The following is a 15,415-nucleotide window of genomic DNA, read 5'->3' on the forward strand; positions in this document are numbered from 1 at the left end:
AGTGAATCACAAGCATTATAAACAAATTGAAGAACATATTTATTCAGAAACTCTTCCGAATGGATTACGTGTTTATGTTTTACCAAAAAAAGAAATGACAAAAACATATGCTATTTTCACGACAAATTATGGATCTATTGATCAGAGATTTGTCCCATTAGGTGAGCGAGAATTCCAAACGGTTCCCGACGGTATTGCACACTTTTTAGAACATAAATTATTTGAAAAAGAAGATCGTGATGTATTTCAAGATTTTTCTAAAGCAGGTGCATCTGCCAATGCGTTCACTTCCTTTACGAAAACAGCCTATTTATTCTCGGCTACATCAAAAGAACGAGAAAATTTACAAACATTGATTGATTTTGTACAAGATCCCTATTTTTCTGAGAAATCTGTAGAAAAAGAAAAAGGAATTATTGCACAAGAAATCAGAATGTACGATGATCAACCTGATTGGAGAGCATTTTTTGGGACGATCCAAAGTTTATATCAGCATCATCCAGTTCAAATCGATATTGCAGGAACGGTAGAATCTATTCAAGATATTACGAAAGATGATTTATATACGTGTTATCACACATTTTATCATCCGAGTAATATGGTGCTTTTTGTTGCTGGAAATGTGGATCCTGAAGAAACAATGACATTTATTAAACAAAATCAAGCGCAAAAAAACTTTGAAGATCCTGAACCGATTCAAAGAGAGTTTCCTGATGAACCGAAAGAAGTAGCTCAAAAAGAAGTGACAATTAATATGCCTGTTTCCGTACCAAAAGCATTAGTAGGTATTAAAGAGCATGATATTCCAACGGATCCAAAAGAGTTTATGAAGAAGGAATGGTTAATGGATATTGCTATGGATTACCTGTTCTCTAGAAGTGGAATTGCATATGAACGTTTATATGAAGCTGGATTAATTGATTCATCCTTTAGTAGTGAATCACATTTAGAGCGTAACTTTGGCTTTAGTATTATTGGCGGTAACTCAAAAGAGCCAGAGAAATTAGCTGAGATGATCAAAGTAGAATTACTTAACCTTCAAACGAACTCGATTGATGAACAAAACTTTGAAAGAATCAAACGAAAAAAAGTTGGACAGTTGCTACGTGCGATGAATTCACTAGAATTTATTGCAAATCAGTACAGTCATTATCAACTTTTGAATATTGATTTCTTTGAAAGTATTGAATGGTTAGAAAACCTGAGTCATGCAGATATGGAACGTTTTACGAAGCAATGGATTAAAGAGGAAGAACTTGCGACATGCTTTGTTAAGGCGAGTGAATAGAGGATAGCAATAATGGAAAAGAAACGAACAATTATTACAGGGGCGAGCGGAGAAATCGGCATGGCTATTGCAAAAGAATTAGTGAGTCATGGCCATTCTCTCTTATTACATTTTCATCAAAATAAGCGCGCTATTGATCAGCTCAAAGAGCAAATTCCAGATGAGCAGATCATCAACGTTATTCAGTCTGATCTTAGTACAAGGGAAGGAATCGAATCGTTTGTACAGCAATTACCATCTGATATTGATCATGTTATTTATACTAGCGGCATGGCATATGTTGGCTTATTTCAAGACATGAATGAACAGGATATGGATACTATGGTTCAGTTACATGTGAAAGCTCCATGGAAGATTACGCAAACTGTTATTCCTGAAATGATCCGAAATAAATTTGGTCGAATCATCCTTATTTCATCTATTTGGGGAGAAGTAGGAGCAAGCTGTGAAGTAGCATACTCGACTGTAAAAGGTGCGCAAAATGCGTTTGTTAAATCACTAGCGAAGGAATTAGGGCCAAGTAATATTTCAGTTAATGGTGTTAGCCCTGGCTTTATTGATACAAAAATGAATCAATTTTTTTCTGCAGAGGAAAAAGCAGCGCTTATAGAAGAGATACCATTACAACGAGCAGGCACTCCACAAGATGTTGCACATGCGGTACAGTTTCTATGTAGCGAGCGTTCTAGCTATATACAAGGTGAGCTCATGCGAGTCAATGGTGCTTGGGGATAATTGGTCCTATCTTGCTGTTATTGACATGCATATTTTCCTTCATAAATCAAAGAATACTAATGTATGCTGATAAAGGAGGAATGAGCATGTCTGTTATCGATAATTTTGAGTCATGGAAAGACTTTTTAGGTGATCGTTTGCATCAAGCCCAAAACAATGGAATAAGTAATCAAGCAATTTCTGAGCTAGCATATGACATTGGTGATTATTTATCAACAGAAGTACAGGCGAAAAATGATCAAGAGAAAATGTTACGTGACTTATGGAATGCAGCAGATGACCAAGAGCAACGTGCTATTGCCAATATTATGGTGAAGCTTGTTCAAAACGAAGGTACGAAATAAGATAGATGGAACCCTATAAAGCAGGAATGCTTTGTAGGGTTTTTTCAGGTGTATTTCAAGCACATTCTAGATAATTTTATGTAATTTGACAGATTCCTATAAATTTTCACTTTTCAATCGAATTAATTTGAGATATGATTAAGATATATTGTTTGAAAAAGGAAAATCGATTAACGATTGGTCATTCACATAAATGTGTATAGTATATAGATTAAAGATTGATGGATGGTGTTAGAAATGGGAATTGGAGAAAGATTGAAGGAAGAACGTGAACAGAAAAAGCTGACTTTGGAAGATGTTCAAAATTTAACTAAAATTCAAACAAGGTATTTAAAGGCGATTGAAGAAGAACGGTTTGAAGTAATGCCGGGTTCTTTTTATGTTCGTGCTTTTATTAAGGAATATGCAACAATACTTGATTTGGACCCAGAACAATTGATTGAAGAGTTTAGACATGAACTACCGTTTGATCAAGAAGAGACGGTTGTACGATCAAGAGTTAGAAGTAGCAAGAAAAATAAAGCATCAGCTAAAGCACCTGCTATTTTTTCCTTTATGCCTACAATAGTAGTTGTACTACTAATTATAGGTATCGTTGCATTAGTTTGGTTATTTAGACAAAATTATTTCTCAGGAGATGAACCGAATTCAGCACCAGTAGAAGATGGTGAGAATTCAGCTGGTGAATCTGTACAGATGCCACCAGCACAAAGTACAACACCTGATAATGATATGGTAGATGATGAAGCTGAAGAGGATGAAACAGATGAAGAACAAGTAGAGGAAGAGGAAACAGAGCCAAATACAGAAATTTCCTTAGATAGCTATGCAAATAATGAATCACATTATAACTTAACAACAACTGAAGAAGAAGTACAATTAGTTATTACGACAGAGAATGCCAATTGGCTAGAAGTGGCTGATGAAAATGGTAATAGCTTATATGAAAAAACGTTTAAAACAGATGAAAGTCCTTTAGAATTAGATATTTCGGATGTGAATGAGCTGTACTTAAGATTTGGTGAGCCACAAACTATCTCGATTGCGATAAATGATGAAGAGTTAGAATTATCTGATGAAATCGGATCTACTCAAGTGCAAAGAGTTTGGGTTGAGCTGGAAAAACAATAAGAATGTTACGCTGTGATAAAGTTAGAGGCTGGGACATAATTAAATAAGAAGAATGAAAATCCGAACAATCCTATGCTAAGCGTAGGTAAGATATGCATACTCCTGCGGGAATAGCGCGAGCAGACCGCCGTGCCCCGCGGCATAGGGGACACTACGAGAGCGTTCTTTGCTTGAGTAGATGTTGTACTTGTGCCCAGCGGGTGAAAGCGAAGTATTTTGCCGAAGCGATAAGTAAACATACTTCAATGTTCGGATTTTTCCTATCTAATTCCACTTTTGTCCCAGCCTCTTAACTTTTATCATATGAATGAATAAATAAGTTTTATGGAAACGTAAGTTAGCAATGTATCGTTAATGTCGTTTATTTGACGAATATCCTATTGAAATTGGATAATAGATTTTGGTAACTTCTTATAATAAGTTATCGTTTGCAATAAAAGAGGAGTTAATTGCTAGCTTGTCATACAAAGGAGTGTCATAAAATGAATATACCTAATCGAATTACATTATCACGAATATGCTTAATTCCGATCTTTATTATTTTGTTATCCTATCCATTTGATTGGGGCGTTTGGAACATAGGTGAGAATGCGATTCCGATCAGTCATCTTGTTGCAGTCATTATTTTTGCTATTGCATCAGCAACGGATTGGTTAGATGGATATTACGCACGAAAATATAATTTAGTAACAAATTTAGGGAAATTCCTCGATCCAATGGCGGATAAGCTATTAGTTTCAGCAGCTTTTATTTTGTTAATATCTCTAGAGATGGCTCCAGCTTGGGTTGTTATTCTGATTATTAGTCGTGAATTTGCTGTTACTGGTTTACGTCTTGTTGCAGCAGGGGAAGGGATTGTACTTGCGGCAGGTCAATTAGGTAAGCTAAAAACAGTCTTGCAGATTTTAGCGATTATTGCCATGCTTTTACATAATGTACCTTTTGTAGCACTTGGATTACCTATCGATCTTATTTTGTTGTATGCTGCTTTAATTATTACTGTAGTTTCTGGTGTAGAATACTTTATCAAAAACTGGCATGTGATGGGAGATTCTAAATAATGAAAGATGTGAAAGCAGAAATCATTTCCGTTGGGACGGAACTATTATTAGGTCAAATTGTCAATACAAATGCCGCTTGGATGTCAGAACAATTAGCTGATCATGGTATTTCTGTCTATTATCATACAGTAGCAGGCGATAATTTTGAACGTTTAGCGCGTATTTTTCAGGAGGCAGAAACAAGGTCTGATCTTGTCTTCGTTACTGGTGGGCTTGGACCAACTGAGGATGACCTTACAAGGGAAGCTTTTCAGCATATTTCAGGTTTAGAAATTGTGGAGGACCAAGACACATTAAATAAAGTGTCTGCTTACTTCAACAATCATAAGCGAGAAATGACACCTAATAATAGAAAGCAAGCACATGTATTTGACGGAGCAAACGTTTTACGCAATTCTGTTGGGATGGCTCCTGGAATGCTTGTAGAGCATAATAATACGATTTGGATATTTATGCCTGGTGTACCGAATGAAATGAAAGCTATTATGTCAGAAGAAGTGTTGCCAACATTACATGAGCTTCTTGACTTAAATATGGTTATTAAATCTCGCATGTTACGCTTTATTGGAATTGGCGAAGCGCAACTTGAACATGAACTGCAGCAATTAATATCGGAACAAACGAATCCTACAATTGCTCCCTTAGCGGGGGTTGGTGAAGTAGCATTAAGACTAACAGCTAAAGCGGACACTTCAGTTCTCGCTGAACAACTTATCGATCAGTTAGAAGAACAGATTAAGGAAAAAGTTGGACGGTATTTGTATGGTTATGATGAACGAAATGTAGAACAACTTGTTTTTGATTTGTTAAAACAACATCAATTAACAATTGCTAGTGCAGAAAGCTTAACGGGTGGTGCCTTTGCTTCGAAAATGGTTGGAGAAAATGGTGCTTCACAAGTGTTCAATGGGGCAGCCGTTGTATATCAACCAACATCTAAGGTTAATGCACTCGGCATAAGTGAAGAACTGATTGATAAACATGGTACTGTAAGTAAACAGTGTGCGGAGGCAATGGCTTTGAATGTGAAACAAACGTATCAATCAAAATTAGGTATTAGTTTTACTGGTGTTGCAGGACCTAATTCCATTGAAAATCAACCTGTTGGTACAGTGTTTATTACGATATGTGATGAGCAAGATCAGTTTCAGACAGAAAGATTTCAATTTAGTGGAGACCGACAAATAATTCGAAATAGAGCAGTAAAAAAAGGGTTTGAGCTGCTCTATACCAAATTAAACAAATGAAAAGAATTTTGAAATACAACGATAAAGCATTTTTTCTAAATGAAAAATAATAGAAAAAATGCTTTTCTCTTGTGCTTTTTCTATTTTGTGATACAATTACGATGAAAACACGGGAACATTTATTCGTTTTTTTGCTTGTGAAACAGTAAAAAAGCATGTAATATAGTAAGTAGGAATATGAAGGAGGAATTAATGTGAGTGATAGAAAACAAGCCCTAGATATGGCTTTGAAGCAAATTGAAAAGCAGTTTGGTAAAGGATCAATCATGAAATTAGGGGAACAATCTGAACAAAAGATAGCGACTGTTTCAAGTGGTTCTGTTGCCTTAGATGTAGCTTTAGGTGTTGGTGGTTACCCACGAGGTCGTGTAGTTGAAATTTACGGACCAGAATCTTCCGGTAAAACAACGGTTTCGCTTCATGCGATAGCGGAAGCACAACGAGCAGGTGGACAGGCTGCTTTTATTGATGCAGAGCATGCACTTGACCCCGTATATGCTAGAAAATTAGGCGTTAATGTAGATGAATTATTACTTTCACAGCCAGATACAGGTGAACAAGCTTTAGAAATAGCAGAAGCGCTTGTACGTAGTGGTGCAATTGACATGTTAGTTATTGACTCTGTTGCAGCTTTAGTACCAAAAGCGGAGATTGAAGGGGAAATGGGTGACTCACATGTTGGTTTACAAGCCCGTTTAATGTCTCAAGCGTTGCGTAAACTTTCAGGTGCGATTAACAAATCAAAAACAACGGCGATATTTATTAACCAAATTCGTGAAAAAGTTGGCGTTATGTTTGGTAACCCTGAAACAACACCAGGCGGTAGAGCATTGAAATTCTATTCATCTGTTCGATTAGAAGTAAGACGTGCAGAAACACTAAAAGTCGGAAACGAAATGGTAGGTAATAAAGCACGAATTAAAGTAGTGAAAAACAAAGTAGCTCCTCCATTTAAACAAGCTGAAGTAGATATTATGTATGGCGAAGGAATCTCTAGACAAGGGGAAATCCTTGATATGGGATCTGACTTAGATATTGTGCTTAAGAGTGGTGCATGGTATTCCTATAACGAAGAAAGACTTGGGCAAGGCCGTGAAAATGCTAAACAGTACTTGAAAGAGAATCCAACTGTCGCTGAAGAAATATATCAAGCAATCCGTGATTATCATGAGTTAGATGTAGTGGACGGTGCAGAAGCAACAGAAGAACTTCAAGAAAGCTTATTAGATGAATAAGAAAAAACTCTGCAGTTATGCGTGCTGCGGAGTTTTTTACATAAATCTATTTTTTCTGACTTATTCATGCGAAAACTTTACAATCCTTGACATTGACGGAATAGAGGATTAAAATTAACATGTATAATTGAATTATTGTTATACATTAATATTCTTAAAAATGTAATGATGTACATGCTGACGAGAAATTGTACAAGTTTATAGCAATAGGAGGTGAAACTATGGAACTTTGGATTTTTATCATCATCTCCATTTTGCTTGCATTGATCTGTCTTGTTGTTGGTTATCTGATTCGAAAGAGTATTGCAGAGAAGAAGATTTCGAGTGCGGAAGAATTAGCGAAACAAATAGTGGAAGAAGGCTATAAAAACGCTGAAGTTGCGAAAAAAGAAGCATTATTAGAGGCTAGAGACGAGAATCATAAAATTCGTCAACAGGCTGATGAGGAGCTTAGAGAGCGTCGTACAGAAATTCAAAAACTTGAAAGTCGACTCATGCAAAAAGAAGAGAACCTTAACCGTAAGGACCAAACTTTGGACAAGCGTGAGCTATCGTTAGAAAAGAAAGAAAGTTCGCTTACAGAGAAACAACAACAAATTGAAGAAATGGAAAGTAAAGTTGGAGCAATGGTAAGCGAGCAACAAGCAGAATTAGAACGGATATCGGGATATACGACGGATCAAGCAAAACAAATTATTTTGCAACGTGTTGAAGAAGAAGTTGCACATGAATCAGCACTTATAATTAAAGAGGCCGAGAACCGTGCTAAAGAAGAGTCAGATAAGAAGGCTAAAGAAATTTTATCTCTTGCGCTTCAACGTTGTGCCGCTGATCATGTCGCTGAAACGACTGTTTCTGTTGTAAACCTACCTAATGATGAGATGAAAGGTCGAATTATTGGGCGTGAAGGTCGAAACATTCGAACTTTAGAAACACTAACAGGTATTGATTTAATTATTGATGATACTCCTGAAGCAGTAATCTTATCTGGGTTTGACCCAATTCGTCGTGAGATAGCTCGAATCGCCTTAGAAAAACTAGTACAGGATGGTCGTATTCACCCAGCTAGAATTGAAGAGATGGTCGACAAATCTAGACGTGAAGTTGATGAATACATTCGCGATTATGGAGAACAAACTACATTCGAAATTGGTGTGCATGGTCTCCACCCTGATTTAGTGAAAATATTAGGTCGATTAAAATACCGTACAAGCTACGGACAAAACGTATTGAAACATTCAGTAGAGGTAGCTTACTTATCCGGACTATTAGCTGCTGAGCTCGGTGAAGATCAAACACTTGCACGACGTGCTGGTTTACTACATGATATTGGAAAAGCGATTGATCATGAAGTAGAAGGTAGTCACGTAGAGATTGGTAAAGAATTAGCAACAAAATATAAGGAAAATGAAGTGGTTATTAATGCAATTGCTTCCCACCACGGTGATGAAGAAGCAACTTCTGTTATCTCAGTAATTGTTGCTGCAGCAGATGCGCTTTCCGCTGCTAGACCTGGTGCTCGAAGTGAGACATTAGAAAACTACATTAAGCGTTTAGAAAAATTAGAAGAAATTTCTGAGTCATTCGCTGGTGTTGAGAAATCATTTGCAATACAAGCAGGTCGTGAGATTCGTATTATTGTGAAGCCAGACGAAATTGATGATGCTGAATCTAGCAAAGTAGCTAGAGATATTAGAAAACGAATTGAAGACGAGTTAGATTATCCGGGACATATTAAGGTTACCGTTATTCGTGAAACTCGTTCAGTAGAATATGCTAAATAGAGAGGCTATTATAGTCTCTCTATTTTTATTGATACGAAAAGAAGTAAATCACTTTTGACTTTTAAAAAAATGTATGTGAAACTAATGTTATCAAACAAGAGAGGTAGAAGTTCATGAAGATTTTATTTATTGGTGATGTTGTTGGATCACCGGGCAGAGATATGGTGCAAGAATATTTGCCGAAACTAAAAACAAAGTATCAGCCACATGTCACGATTATCAATGGCGAAAATGCTGCAGCTGGTAAAGGTATTACAGAAAAAATATATAAAAACTTATTAGAGTGGGGTGCTCAGGCGATTACCATGGGGAACCACACATGGGATAAGAGAGAAATCTTTAATTTTATTGATGATGCTCCATTAATGGTACGACCAGCCAACTTACCGCCGGGTACACCTGGTAATGACATCGTTTATGTAAAATCAAATGGAATTGAGATTGCTGTTATCAATATATTAGGAAGAACGTTCATGAATCCTGTCGATGATCCATTTCGTAAAGTGGATGAATTGGTTGCAGAAGCTAAGAAGCGTACAAACATCATTTTTCTTGATTTTCATGCTGAGGTAACGAGTGAAAAACAAGCAATGGGTTGGTATCTTGATGGGAAGGCAAGTGTAGTTGTTGGAACACATACACATGTTCAAACCGCTGACAATAGAGTGTTACCAAATGGTACGGCTTATATTTCTGATGTAGGGATGACCGGTCCATATGATGGTATTTTAGGAACAGATCGTGATGCTGTATTGAAGAAATTTTTAACAGGCTTACCTGTGCGTTTTGAAGTATCGAAATCTGGTAGAAACCAATTGAGTGGAGTAATAGTAGATATCGATAATAATACAGGAAAAGCGACAAAAATGGAGAGAATTTTAATCAATGATGACCACCCATTCTTTTCCTAAATGCAAAATATATATGTAAATTAATAATCATACTTTAATAGAAAACGCCCATTTACCACGTTAAATAGGGCGTTTTTGTTGTTTTGGTAGTAAAGACTGATTGAAAGCTCACTTTATCCTCGTTGATTCGCTCCATTCATTAGGTTTCAGCATGTATGTTTTGCGCTTTATAATTGTCGAATAATTTGAAAATTCCGGTGTTTTACTTCATAATAAAAAGGAATATCTTTCAATATCATGAATATAGTAAAAGTGGGATAACAATAGCATTTGAAGGAGGTACCAGGAATGGACATATTAAAAGTTTCAGCAAAATCAAACCCGAATTCTGTAGCAGGCGCACTTGCAAATGTATTACGAGAACGTGGTTCAGCCGAAATTCAAGCTATAGGTGCTGGTGCACTTAATCAAGCAGTGAAGGCAGTTGCAATCGCACGTGGTTTTGTTGCTCCGAGTGGAGTAGATCTCATTTGTATTCCAGCTTTTACTGATATTATGATTGATAGTGAGGAACGTACAGCAATTAAGTTAATCGTAGAACCTAGATAACCGGAGATTAAAGGTAAGATCTGTGACCTGTTTGTTAGTAGACAAGCAGGTTTTTCGTCTTTATTAAAGTGTATCCTTTCGTGATTTCCTTTTTCCAAATATGAGAATTTCGAACGCTAATTCCCATTGATTGAGATCTGACTATGCTTAAGGAGGAATGATACATATGATCATTGACTGTCATTGTGATGCACTATATAAAATGTGGACAGACAAAATCGATTTTGATGATGAATCATTAGATGTAAATTATCAAAAATGGATGAAAAGTCCGGTTAAAATCCAATGTTTTGCGATATTTGTTCCAGAATATTTACCGACAGAAGCTAAATTTGCTGTCGCTATACATATGATTGATTTATTCTATGAAAAAGTGGTTAAACCTTATTCGAATGTGCGGTTTATTCAACGAAAAGAAGATATAGATGCAATAAAACCACATGAAAAAGGTGCAATGTTAACGTTAGAAGGCTTAGATGCAGCTAATAATGATATGTATAAAGTCCGGACATTGCTGAAGCTCGGTGTGAGAATGATAGGTATGTCCTGGAATGAAGCAAACTTAGCTGTAGATGGTTTAAAAGAACCAAGAGGAAGTGGTTTAACTGCTTTTGGTAGAGAAGTGATTAAACTTGCTAACGAGGAAAATGTATGGATTGATCTTGCGCATATTTCACCAAAAGGCTTTGATGAGGCAGTTGATCTTGCAGAACATGTAATTGTTTCACACGCAAATAGTCAATCTATCTGTCCGCATATACGGAATGTGACAGATGAGCAAGTGAAAAAAGTTGTGGAAAAAGATGGAGTGATAGGAGTTAATTTTGTGCGGGAATTTGTAACGGAAGAACCAATTGCCATGATACGTGATGTTATGTTACATATTCATTATTTTCTATCTCTTGGTGCAGAAGAACATTTAGTTTTTGGTTCTGATTTTGATGGTGCTACGCAATTTGTAGAGGAGCTTTCTTCCGTCCATGACTATCATCATGTATTGATAGAGATGGAACAAGACTTCTCACAGCCTGTACGGGAAAAAATAAGTTATCTTAATTTCCTCCGACATTTTCCAAGTTAATAAATAGAATCATTTTGTAATTCCACCGTTTATCCCCTATAATAGTAAGAGTAAGATCTTTAAGGTTGATTAGGGGTAAGAGAGGAGTTTAGTGAATACAATGAATGAGAAACAACGATTAGAAAGTGAACAAATTAATCAAATGAGTTCAGCGGACGTAAAATCCGGTGCGAACGATAATTTAAATCGATTGAAAAACATGTCTAGCGATGAAATGATTTCAAAATATTTTCAAACAACTTATGAACCACCTAATATGCGTAAAGCAAAGAAACGCTTGAAGAAAGATGTAGATATTCATTATGATTTTGATATCCCGCTAGAAATGAAAGCGGTTGGTAAAGGAAAGAAATTTTTAATTCGTACATATGGTTGTCAAATGAATGAGCATGATACAGAAGTAATGGCAGGTATCCTTACAAAGATGGGTTATCAAGCAACAGAGGATACTAATGATGCAGACATTATTTTGTTGAATACTTGTGCTATTCGTGAAAACGCAGAAAACAAAGTGTTTGGAGAACTAGGCCACTTAAAACCACTTAAACTAGAAAATCCAGACTTAATCATCGGTGTATGTGGCTGTATGTCGCAAGAGGAATCAGTCGTCAACCGAATTTTACAAAAACATCAATTCGTTGATTTAATTTTTGGTACACATAATATTCACCGCTTACCACAATTAGTTAATGAAGCGATGTTCGGTAAGGAAATGGTTGTAGAAGTTTGGTCTAAAGAAGGCGACATTATCGAGAACCTTCCAAAAGCACGTAAAGGTAAAGTAAAAGCATGGGTAAATATTATGTATGGCTGTGATAAATTCTGTACCTATTGTATTGTGCCTTATACTCGTGGGAAAGAACGTAGTCGTATGCCAGAGGATATTGTTCAAGAAGTGCGTCACCTTGCGGCTCAAGGATATAAAGAAGTAACATTACTAGGTCAGAATGTAAATGCATATGGAAAAGATCTGGACTTTGAATATGGTCTTGGTGACTTAATGGAAGAGATTAGTAAAATAGATATACCACGTGTACGCTTTACGACTTCACATCCAAGAGATTTCGATGATCGCTTGATTGAAGTATTAGCAAAATATGATAATTTACTTGACCACATTCATTTACCAGTTCAATCTGGTAGCTCAGATATTCTTCGTGTAATGGCACGTCGTTACACAAGGGAAGAATATTTAGCATTAGTGGAAAAAATTCGTAAAGCTATGCCTAACGCAACATTGACAACAGATATTATTGTAGGCTTCCCAAATGAGACAGATGAACAATTTGAAGAGACGATGTCCTTAATGGAAGAAGTAGGATTTGAAAGTGCCTATACATTCATTTATTCACCACGCGAAGGTACACCAGCTGCGCGTTGGGAAGATGATATTCCGATGGAAGTGAAGAAAGAACGTCTGCAACGCTTGAATGCTTTAGTGAATAAACAATCTGCTGAAGCGATGGAGAAATATCAAGGTGAAACAGTAAAAGTGCTTGTTGAAGGAGAAAGTAAAAAAGACCCTGATGTGTTAGCAGGTTACACGGAAAGAAATAAATTAGTAAACTTTAAAGGACCAAAATCAATCATTGGTGAAATTGTAGAAGTGAAGATAACGAATACTAAAACATGGTCATTAGATGGTGAATTGGTTGAATCAGCAGTCGAGGTGAATTAAATGGCAAAATATACACGCGCAGAAGTGATTCAAGAAGCGCAAGAATTAGCAAATAAAATGGCTAGTATTGAAGAGATTGATCGCTTTAAGCAACTGGAAGCTAAATTAAATGATAATATGAAAATACAGAGTAGCATAAAAAAGATTAAAGCATTGCAAAAACAGGCGGTAAACTTTCAAGCTTATGGTAAAACAGAAGCATTGAAGCGAGTAGAGGCAGAAATTGATCGTCTTCAAGAAGAGCTCGATGCAATTCCTGTAGTTCAGGAATTTAAAGAATCTCAAGTTGTGATCAACGATATTTTGCAACTTGTATCGAATACCATTGCACGAGAAATTACCAATGAAGTCATTCGCTCTACTGATGGTGATGTATTATCTGGAGAAACTGGTTCAGGAAAAGGAAATAGTCATTGTTAAAAAGAAGGAAGAAGCATGGTTAGCATAAAAATGTTAACCATGCTTCTTTTATGCGCTCTTTTTATCATCGATAAGCGAGAAGACTCCCACCTCAAGGAATGAGAAATGAGTAGGTGGGAGATGAATCATCATCTCGATTCAAGTCCAAAAAACATCTTGTTCAATCCTATACAACGAAGCAGACAAACGGAAATATCTTGATTGTAGACAACCAAATAAAATTGCCGAAACTTGGTTTTGTTCGCTTTGTCAAAAGCCGTGAAGTACATGGGTGTATCCTCAATACTACCATCAGACGTAATCCAAGCGGAAAATATTTCATCTCTATTCTTGCAGAAACAGACGTGCAACCATTAGAAAAAACAGAAACAGCTATCGGAATCGACTTAGGCATCACGGACTTTGCGATTCTTTCTGATGGTCAAAAGAAAGACAATCATCGCTTCACCGCAAAAATGGAAAAGAAATTAAAACGAGAGCAACGCAAACTATCCAGACGTGCCCAGCATGCGAAAGACAACAGAATCGACTTAGAAACTATCAAAAACAAAAACGCAAAGTTGCGAGATTACATGAACAAGTCACGAATCAACGTGACGACTTCCTAAACAAGTTAAGCACAGAAATCATCAAAAACCACGATGTGATCTGTATCGAAGACTTGAACACAAAAGGAATGTTGCGCAACCATCAACTAGCAAAATCCATTTCAGACGTATCATGGTCGAGCTTTGTATCCAAACTAACATACAAAGCTAATTGGTATGGTAAAACGATCGTGAAAATAAGTAGATGGTTCACGTCCAGTCAACTATATTCTGCTTGTGGACATCACGATGGCAAAAAGTCGCTAGATATAAGGGAATGGACTTGTCCAGCTTGTCATACGCATCATGATCGAGATGTCAATGCGAGTAAAAATATTCTAGCCGAAGGATTACTAATCATAACTTCGGCTTAAACAACCTATCAAACCGTTGGGACTACGGGGATAGCTTGGTAAAGAAGAGAAACCGCTGTTAGGGAAGAAATAAACGAACAAGTACGCTCTGTTCCCGAGAATCCCCCACTTCAAACATCCTGAGATTAAGTGGGGGTATTTCAAGTACACATTATTAGGCATTTGCATAGGATGAAGTAGACTCTATGGCTAACATTTTCTCTTTGAAGAATGTAGGCACTATAGACGAATAACTCGCATATGATGAAATTGAAATAAGAGGGAGGTTATAATTCGATGTCTTATCTAGACCAAGAATATAGGGAAATTATAACGAAAGCGGTTATTGGAAAAGGTCGAAAGTTCAAGCAAGAAACAGATACTATCTCACCAACACATCGTCCATCTAGTATCCTAGGTTGTTGGATCATTAATCATCAATATCATGCTAAACTAACAAAGAAAGATACTGTAGAAGTTCGCGGTAGCTATGATGTTAATGTATGGTATGCTTATAATGATAATACGAAGACAGAAGTAGTTTCAGAAAGAGTAGAATATTGTGATCAAATTCCATTGTCGGTTCGTGATAAAAAACATATTGGCCATGATAATGAAGTAATTGCAAAAGTAATCCAACAACCAAATTGTTTAGAATGTAGTATCGTTTCAAAAGGTAGTAAAGTCAAAGTAGATGTGGAGCGCGAATTTCTTGTAGAAGTAATTGGTGAAACGAAAATTTCCGTAAAAGTAGATCCAAAAGGTAAAGTATATACAGACGATGATTGGGACTTAGCTATTTCGGATGATGAATTTGACGAATTAGATCCAGATTTCTTGGATGACCATGAAGAAGAATAATCTTTACAGTGTGGGGGACGCTCACACTGTATTTTTTTGTGCATCACAAGGGAAGTCATGGTACGAAAGCTGTCAAACACTCACTGTTTTTGTACGGTTATAATCTGTGCTATAATAACAAGAGGCAAACGAGTTATTTATAGACTCCAT

At 36.5% G+C, this 15,415-nt stretch carries 14 protein-coding genes and 1 pseudogene; all 15 read left to right on the forward strand.

Translation table 11 applies throughout. From position 1 onward, the window contains the following. Position 1: 1 nt before the first annotated feature. Positions 2–1,288, forward strand: coding sequence for an EF-P 5-aminopentanol modification-associated protein YfmH (yfmH, locus tag SH601_RS13475; RefSeq protein ID WP_319958857.1), 1,287 nt, complete (start codon positions 2–4; stop codon positions 1,286–1,288). A 12-nt stretch (positions 1,289–1,300) separates the two neighbouring features. After that, a complete protein-coding gene (gene ymfI / locus SH601_RS13480) occupies positions 1,301–2,023 on the forward strand; it encodes an elongation factor P 5-aminopentanone reductase (RefSeq protein WP_319958858.1) in 723 nt (240 codons plus the stop codon). Positions 2,024–2,109: 86 nt separating this feature from the next. Further along, positions 2,110–2,367, forward strand: a complete 258-nt coding sequence (locus tag SH601_RS13485) for a DUF3243 domain-containing protein (protein WP_319958859.1) — start codon at positions 2,110–2,112, stop codon at positions 2,365–2,367. A gap of 237 nt (positions 2,368–2,604) precedes the next feature. Further along, complete coding sequence (locus SH601_RS13490; protein WP_319958860.1) at positions 2,605–3,498, forward strand: helix-turn-helix domain-containing protein; 894 nt, start codon at positions 2,605–2,607, stop codon at positions 3,496–3,498. A 482-nt stretch (positions 3,499–3,980) separates the two neighbouring features. Next, positions 3,981–4,559, forward strand: coding sequence for a CDP-diacylglycerol--glycerol-3-phosphate 3-phosphatidyltransferase (pgsA, locus tag SH601_RS13495; protein ID WP_319958861.1), 579 nt, complete (start codon positions 3,981–3,983; stop codon positions 4,557–4,559). Further along, on the forward strand, positions 4,559–5,806 hold the full coding sequence (locus SH601_RS13500) for a competence/damage-inducible protein A (protein WP_319958862.1): 1,248 nt from the start codon (positions 4,559–4,561) through the stop codon (positions 5,804–5,806). Before pgsA ends, SH601_RS13500 begins: the two co-directional genes overlap by 1 nt. Positions 5,807–6,000: 194 nt before the next feature. Then, complete coding sequence (gene recA / locus SH601_RS13505) at positions 6,001–7,041, forward strand: recombinase RecA (protein ID WP_319958863.1); 1,041 nt, start codon at positions 6,001–6,003, stop codon at positions 7,039–7,041. 221 nt (positions 7,042–7,262) lie between these two features. Beyond that, the gene (rny, locus tag SH601_RS13510) at positions 7,263–8,825 is read left to right on the forward strand and encodes a ribonuclease Y (protein WP_319958864.1); all 1,563 of its coding nucleotides are present in this window, start codon (positions 7,263–7,265) and stop codon (positions 8,823–8,825) included. A gap of 113 nt (positions 8,826–8,938) precedes the next feature. Further along, the gene (locus tag SH601_RS13515; protein ID WP_319958865.1) at positions 8,939–9,736 is read left to right on the forward strand and encodes a TIGR00282 family metallophosphoesterase; all 798 of its coding nucleotides are present in this window, start codon (positions 8,939–8,941) and stop codon (positions 9,734–9,736) included. 288 nt (positions 9,737–10,024) lie between these two features. Further along, on the forward strand, positions 10,025–10,285 hold the full coding sequence (locus SH601_RS13520; protein ID WP_319958866.1) for a stage V sporulation protein S: 261 nt from the start codon (positions 10,025–10,027) through the stop codon (positions 10,283–10,285). A gap of 157 nt (positions 10,286–10,442) precedes the next feature. After that, on the forward strand, positions 10,443–11,366 hold the full coding sequence (locus SH601_RS13525; protein WP_319958867.1) for a dipeptidase: 924 nt from the start codon (positions 10,443–10,445) through the stop codon (positions 11,364–11,366). A gap of 100 nt (positions 11,367–11,466) precedes the next feature. Continuing rightward, the gene (miaB, locus tag SH601_RS13530) at positions 11,467–13,044 is read left to right on the forward strand and encodes a tRNA (N6-isopentenyl adenosine(37)-C2)-methylthiotransferase MiaB (protein WP_319958939.1); all 1,578 of its coding nucleotides are present in this window, start codon (positions 11,467–11,469) and stop codon (positions 13,042–13,044) included. Continuing rightward, positions 13,045–13,464, forward strand: coding sequence for a YlbF/YmcA family competence regulator (locus tag SH601_RS13535; protein WP_319958868.1), 420 nt, complete (start codon positions 13,045–13,047; stop codon positions 13,462–13,464). A gap of 125 nt (positions 13,465–13,589) precedes the next feature. Next, positions 13,590–14,425 (forward strand): annotated as a pseudogene (locus SH601_RS17655) (RNA-guided endonuclease TnpB family protein); the annotation flags it as partial. A gap of 276 nt (positions 14,426–14,701) precedes the next feature. Continuing rightward, positions 14,702–15,265 (forward strand): outer spore coat protein CotE, encoded by a 564-nt coding sequence (locus SH601_RS13550; protein WP_319958870.1) that lies wholly within the window; start codon positions 14,702–14,704, stop codon positions 15,263–15,265. Positions 15,266–15,415 lie beyond the last annotated feature (150 nt).

Origin of the sequence: Gracilibacillus pellucidus (assembly GCF_033949965.1) — a bacterium.
Classification (GTDB): Bacteria; Bacillota; Bacilli; order Bacillales; family Amphibacillaceae; genus Gracilibacillus; species Gracilibacillus pellucidus.

Coding starts and splice junctions, on each gene's coding strand:
- rny (WP_319958864.1), top strand. CDS start 7,263: ATGGAACTTTGGATTTTTATCATCATCTCCATTTTGCTTGCATTGATC.
- SH601_RS13500 (WP_319958862.1), top strand. CDS start 4,559: ATGAAAGATGTGAAAGCAGAAATCATTTCCGTTGGGACGGAACTATTA.
- SH601_RS13490 (WP_319958860.1), top strand. CDS start 2,605: ATGGGAATTGGAGAAAGATTGAAGGAAGAACGTGAACAGAAAAAGCTG.
- SH601_RS13485 (WP_319958859.1), top strand. CDS start 2,110: ATGTCTGTTATCGATAATTTTGAGTCATGGAAAGACTTTTTAGGTGAT.
- miaB (WP_319958939.1), top strand. CDS start 11,467: ATGAATGAGAAACAACGATTAGAAAGTGAACAAATTAATCAAATGAGT.
- pgsA (WP_319958861.1), top strand. CDS start 3,981: ATGAATATACCTAATCGAATTACATTATCACGAATATGCTTAATTCCG.
- SH601_RS13525 (WP_319958867.1), top strand. CDS start 10,443: ATGATACATATGATCATTGACTGTCATTGTGATGCACTATATAAAATG.
- ymfI (WP_319958858.1), top strand. CDS start 1,301: ATGGAAAAGAAACGAACAATTATTACAGGGGCGAGCGGAGAAATCGGC.
- SH601_RS13515 (WP_319958865.1), top strand. CDS start 8,939: ATGAAGATTTTATTTATTGGTGATGTTGTTGGATCACCGGGCAGAGAT.
- SH601_RS13550 (WP_319958870.1), top strand. CDS start 14,702: ATGTCTTATCTAGACCAAGAATATAGGGAAATTATAACGAAAGCGGTT.
- SH601_RS13520 (WP_319958866.1), top strand. CDS start 10,025: ATGGACATATTAAAAGTTTCAGCAAAATCAAACCCGAATTCTGTAGCA.
- SH601_RS13535 (WP_319958868.1), top strand. CDS start 13,045: ATGGCAAAATATACACGCGCAGAAGTGATTCAAGAAGCGCAAGAATTA.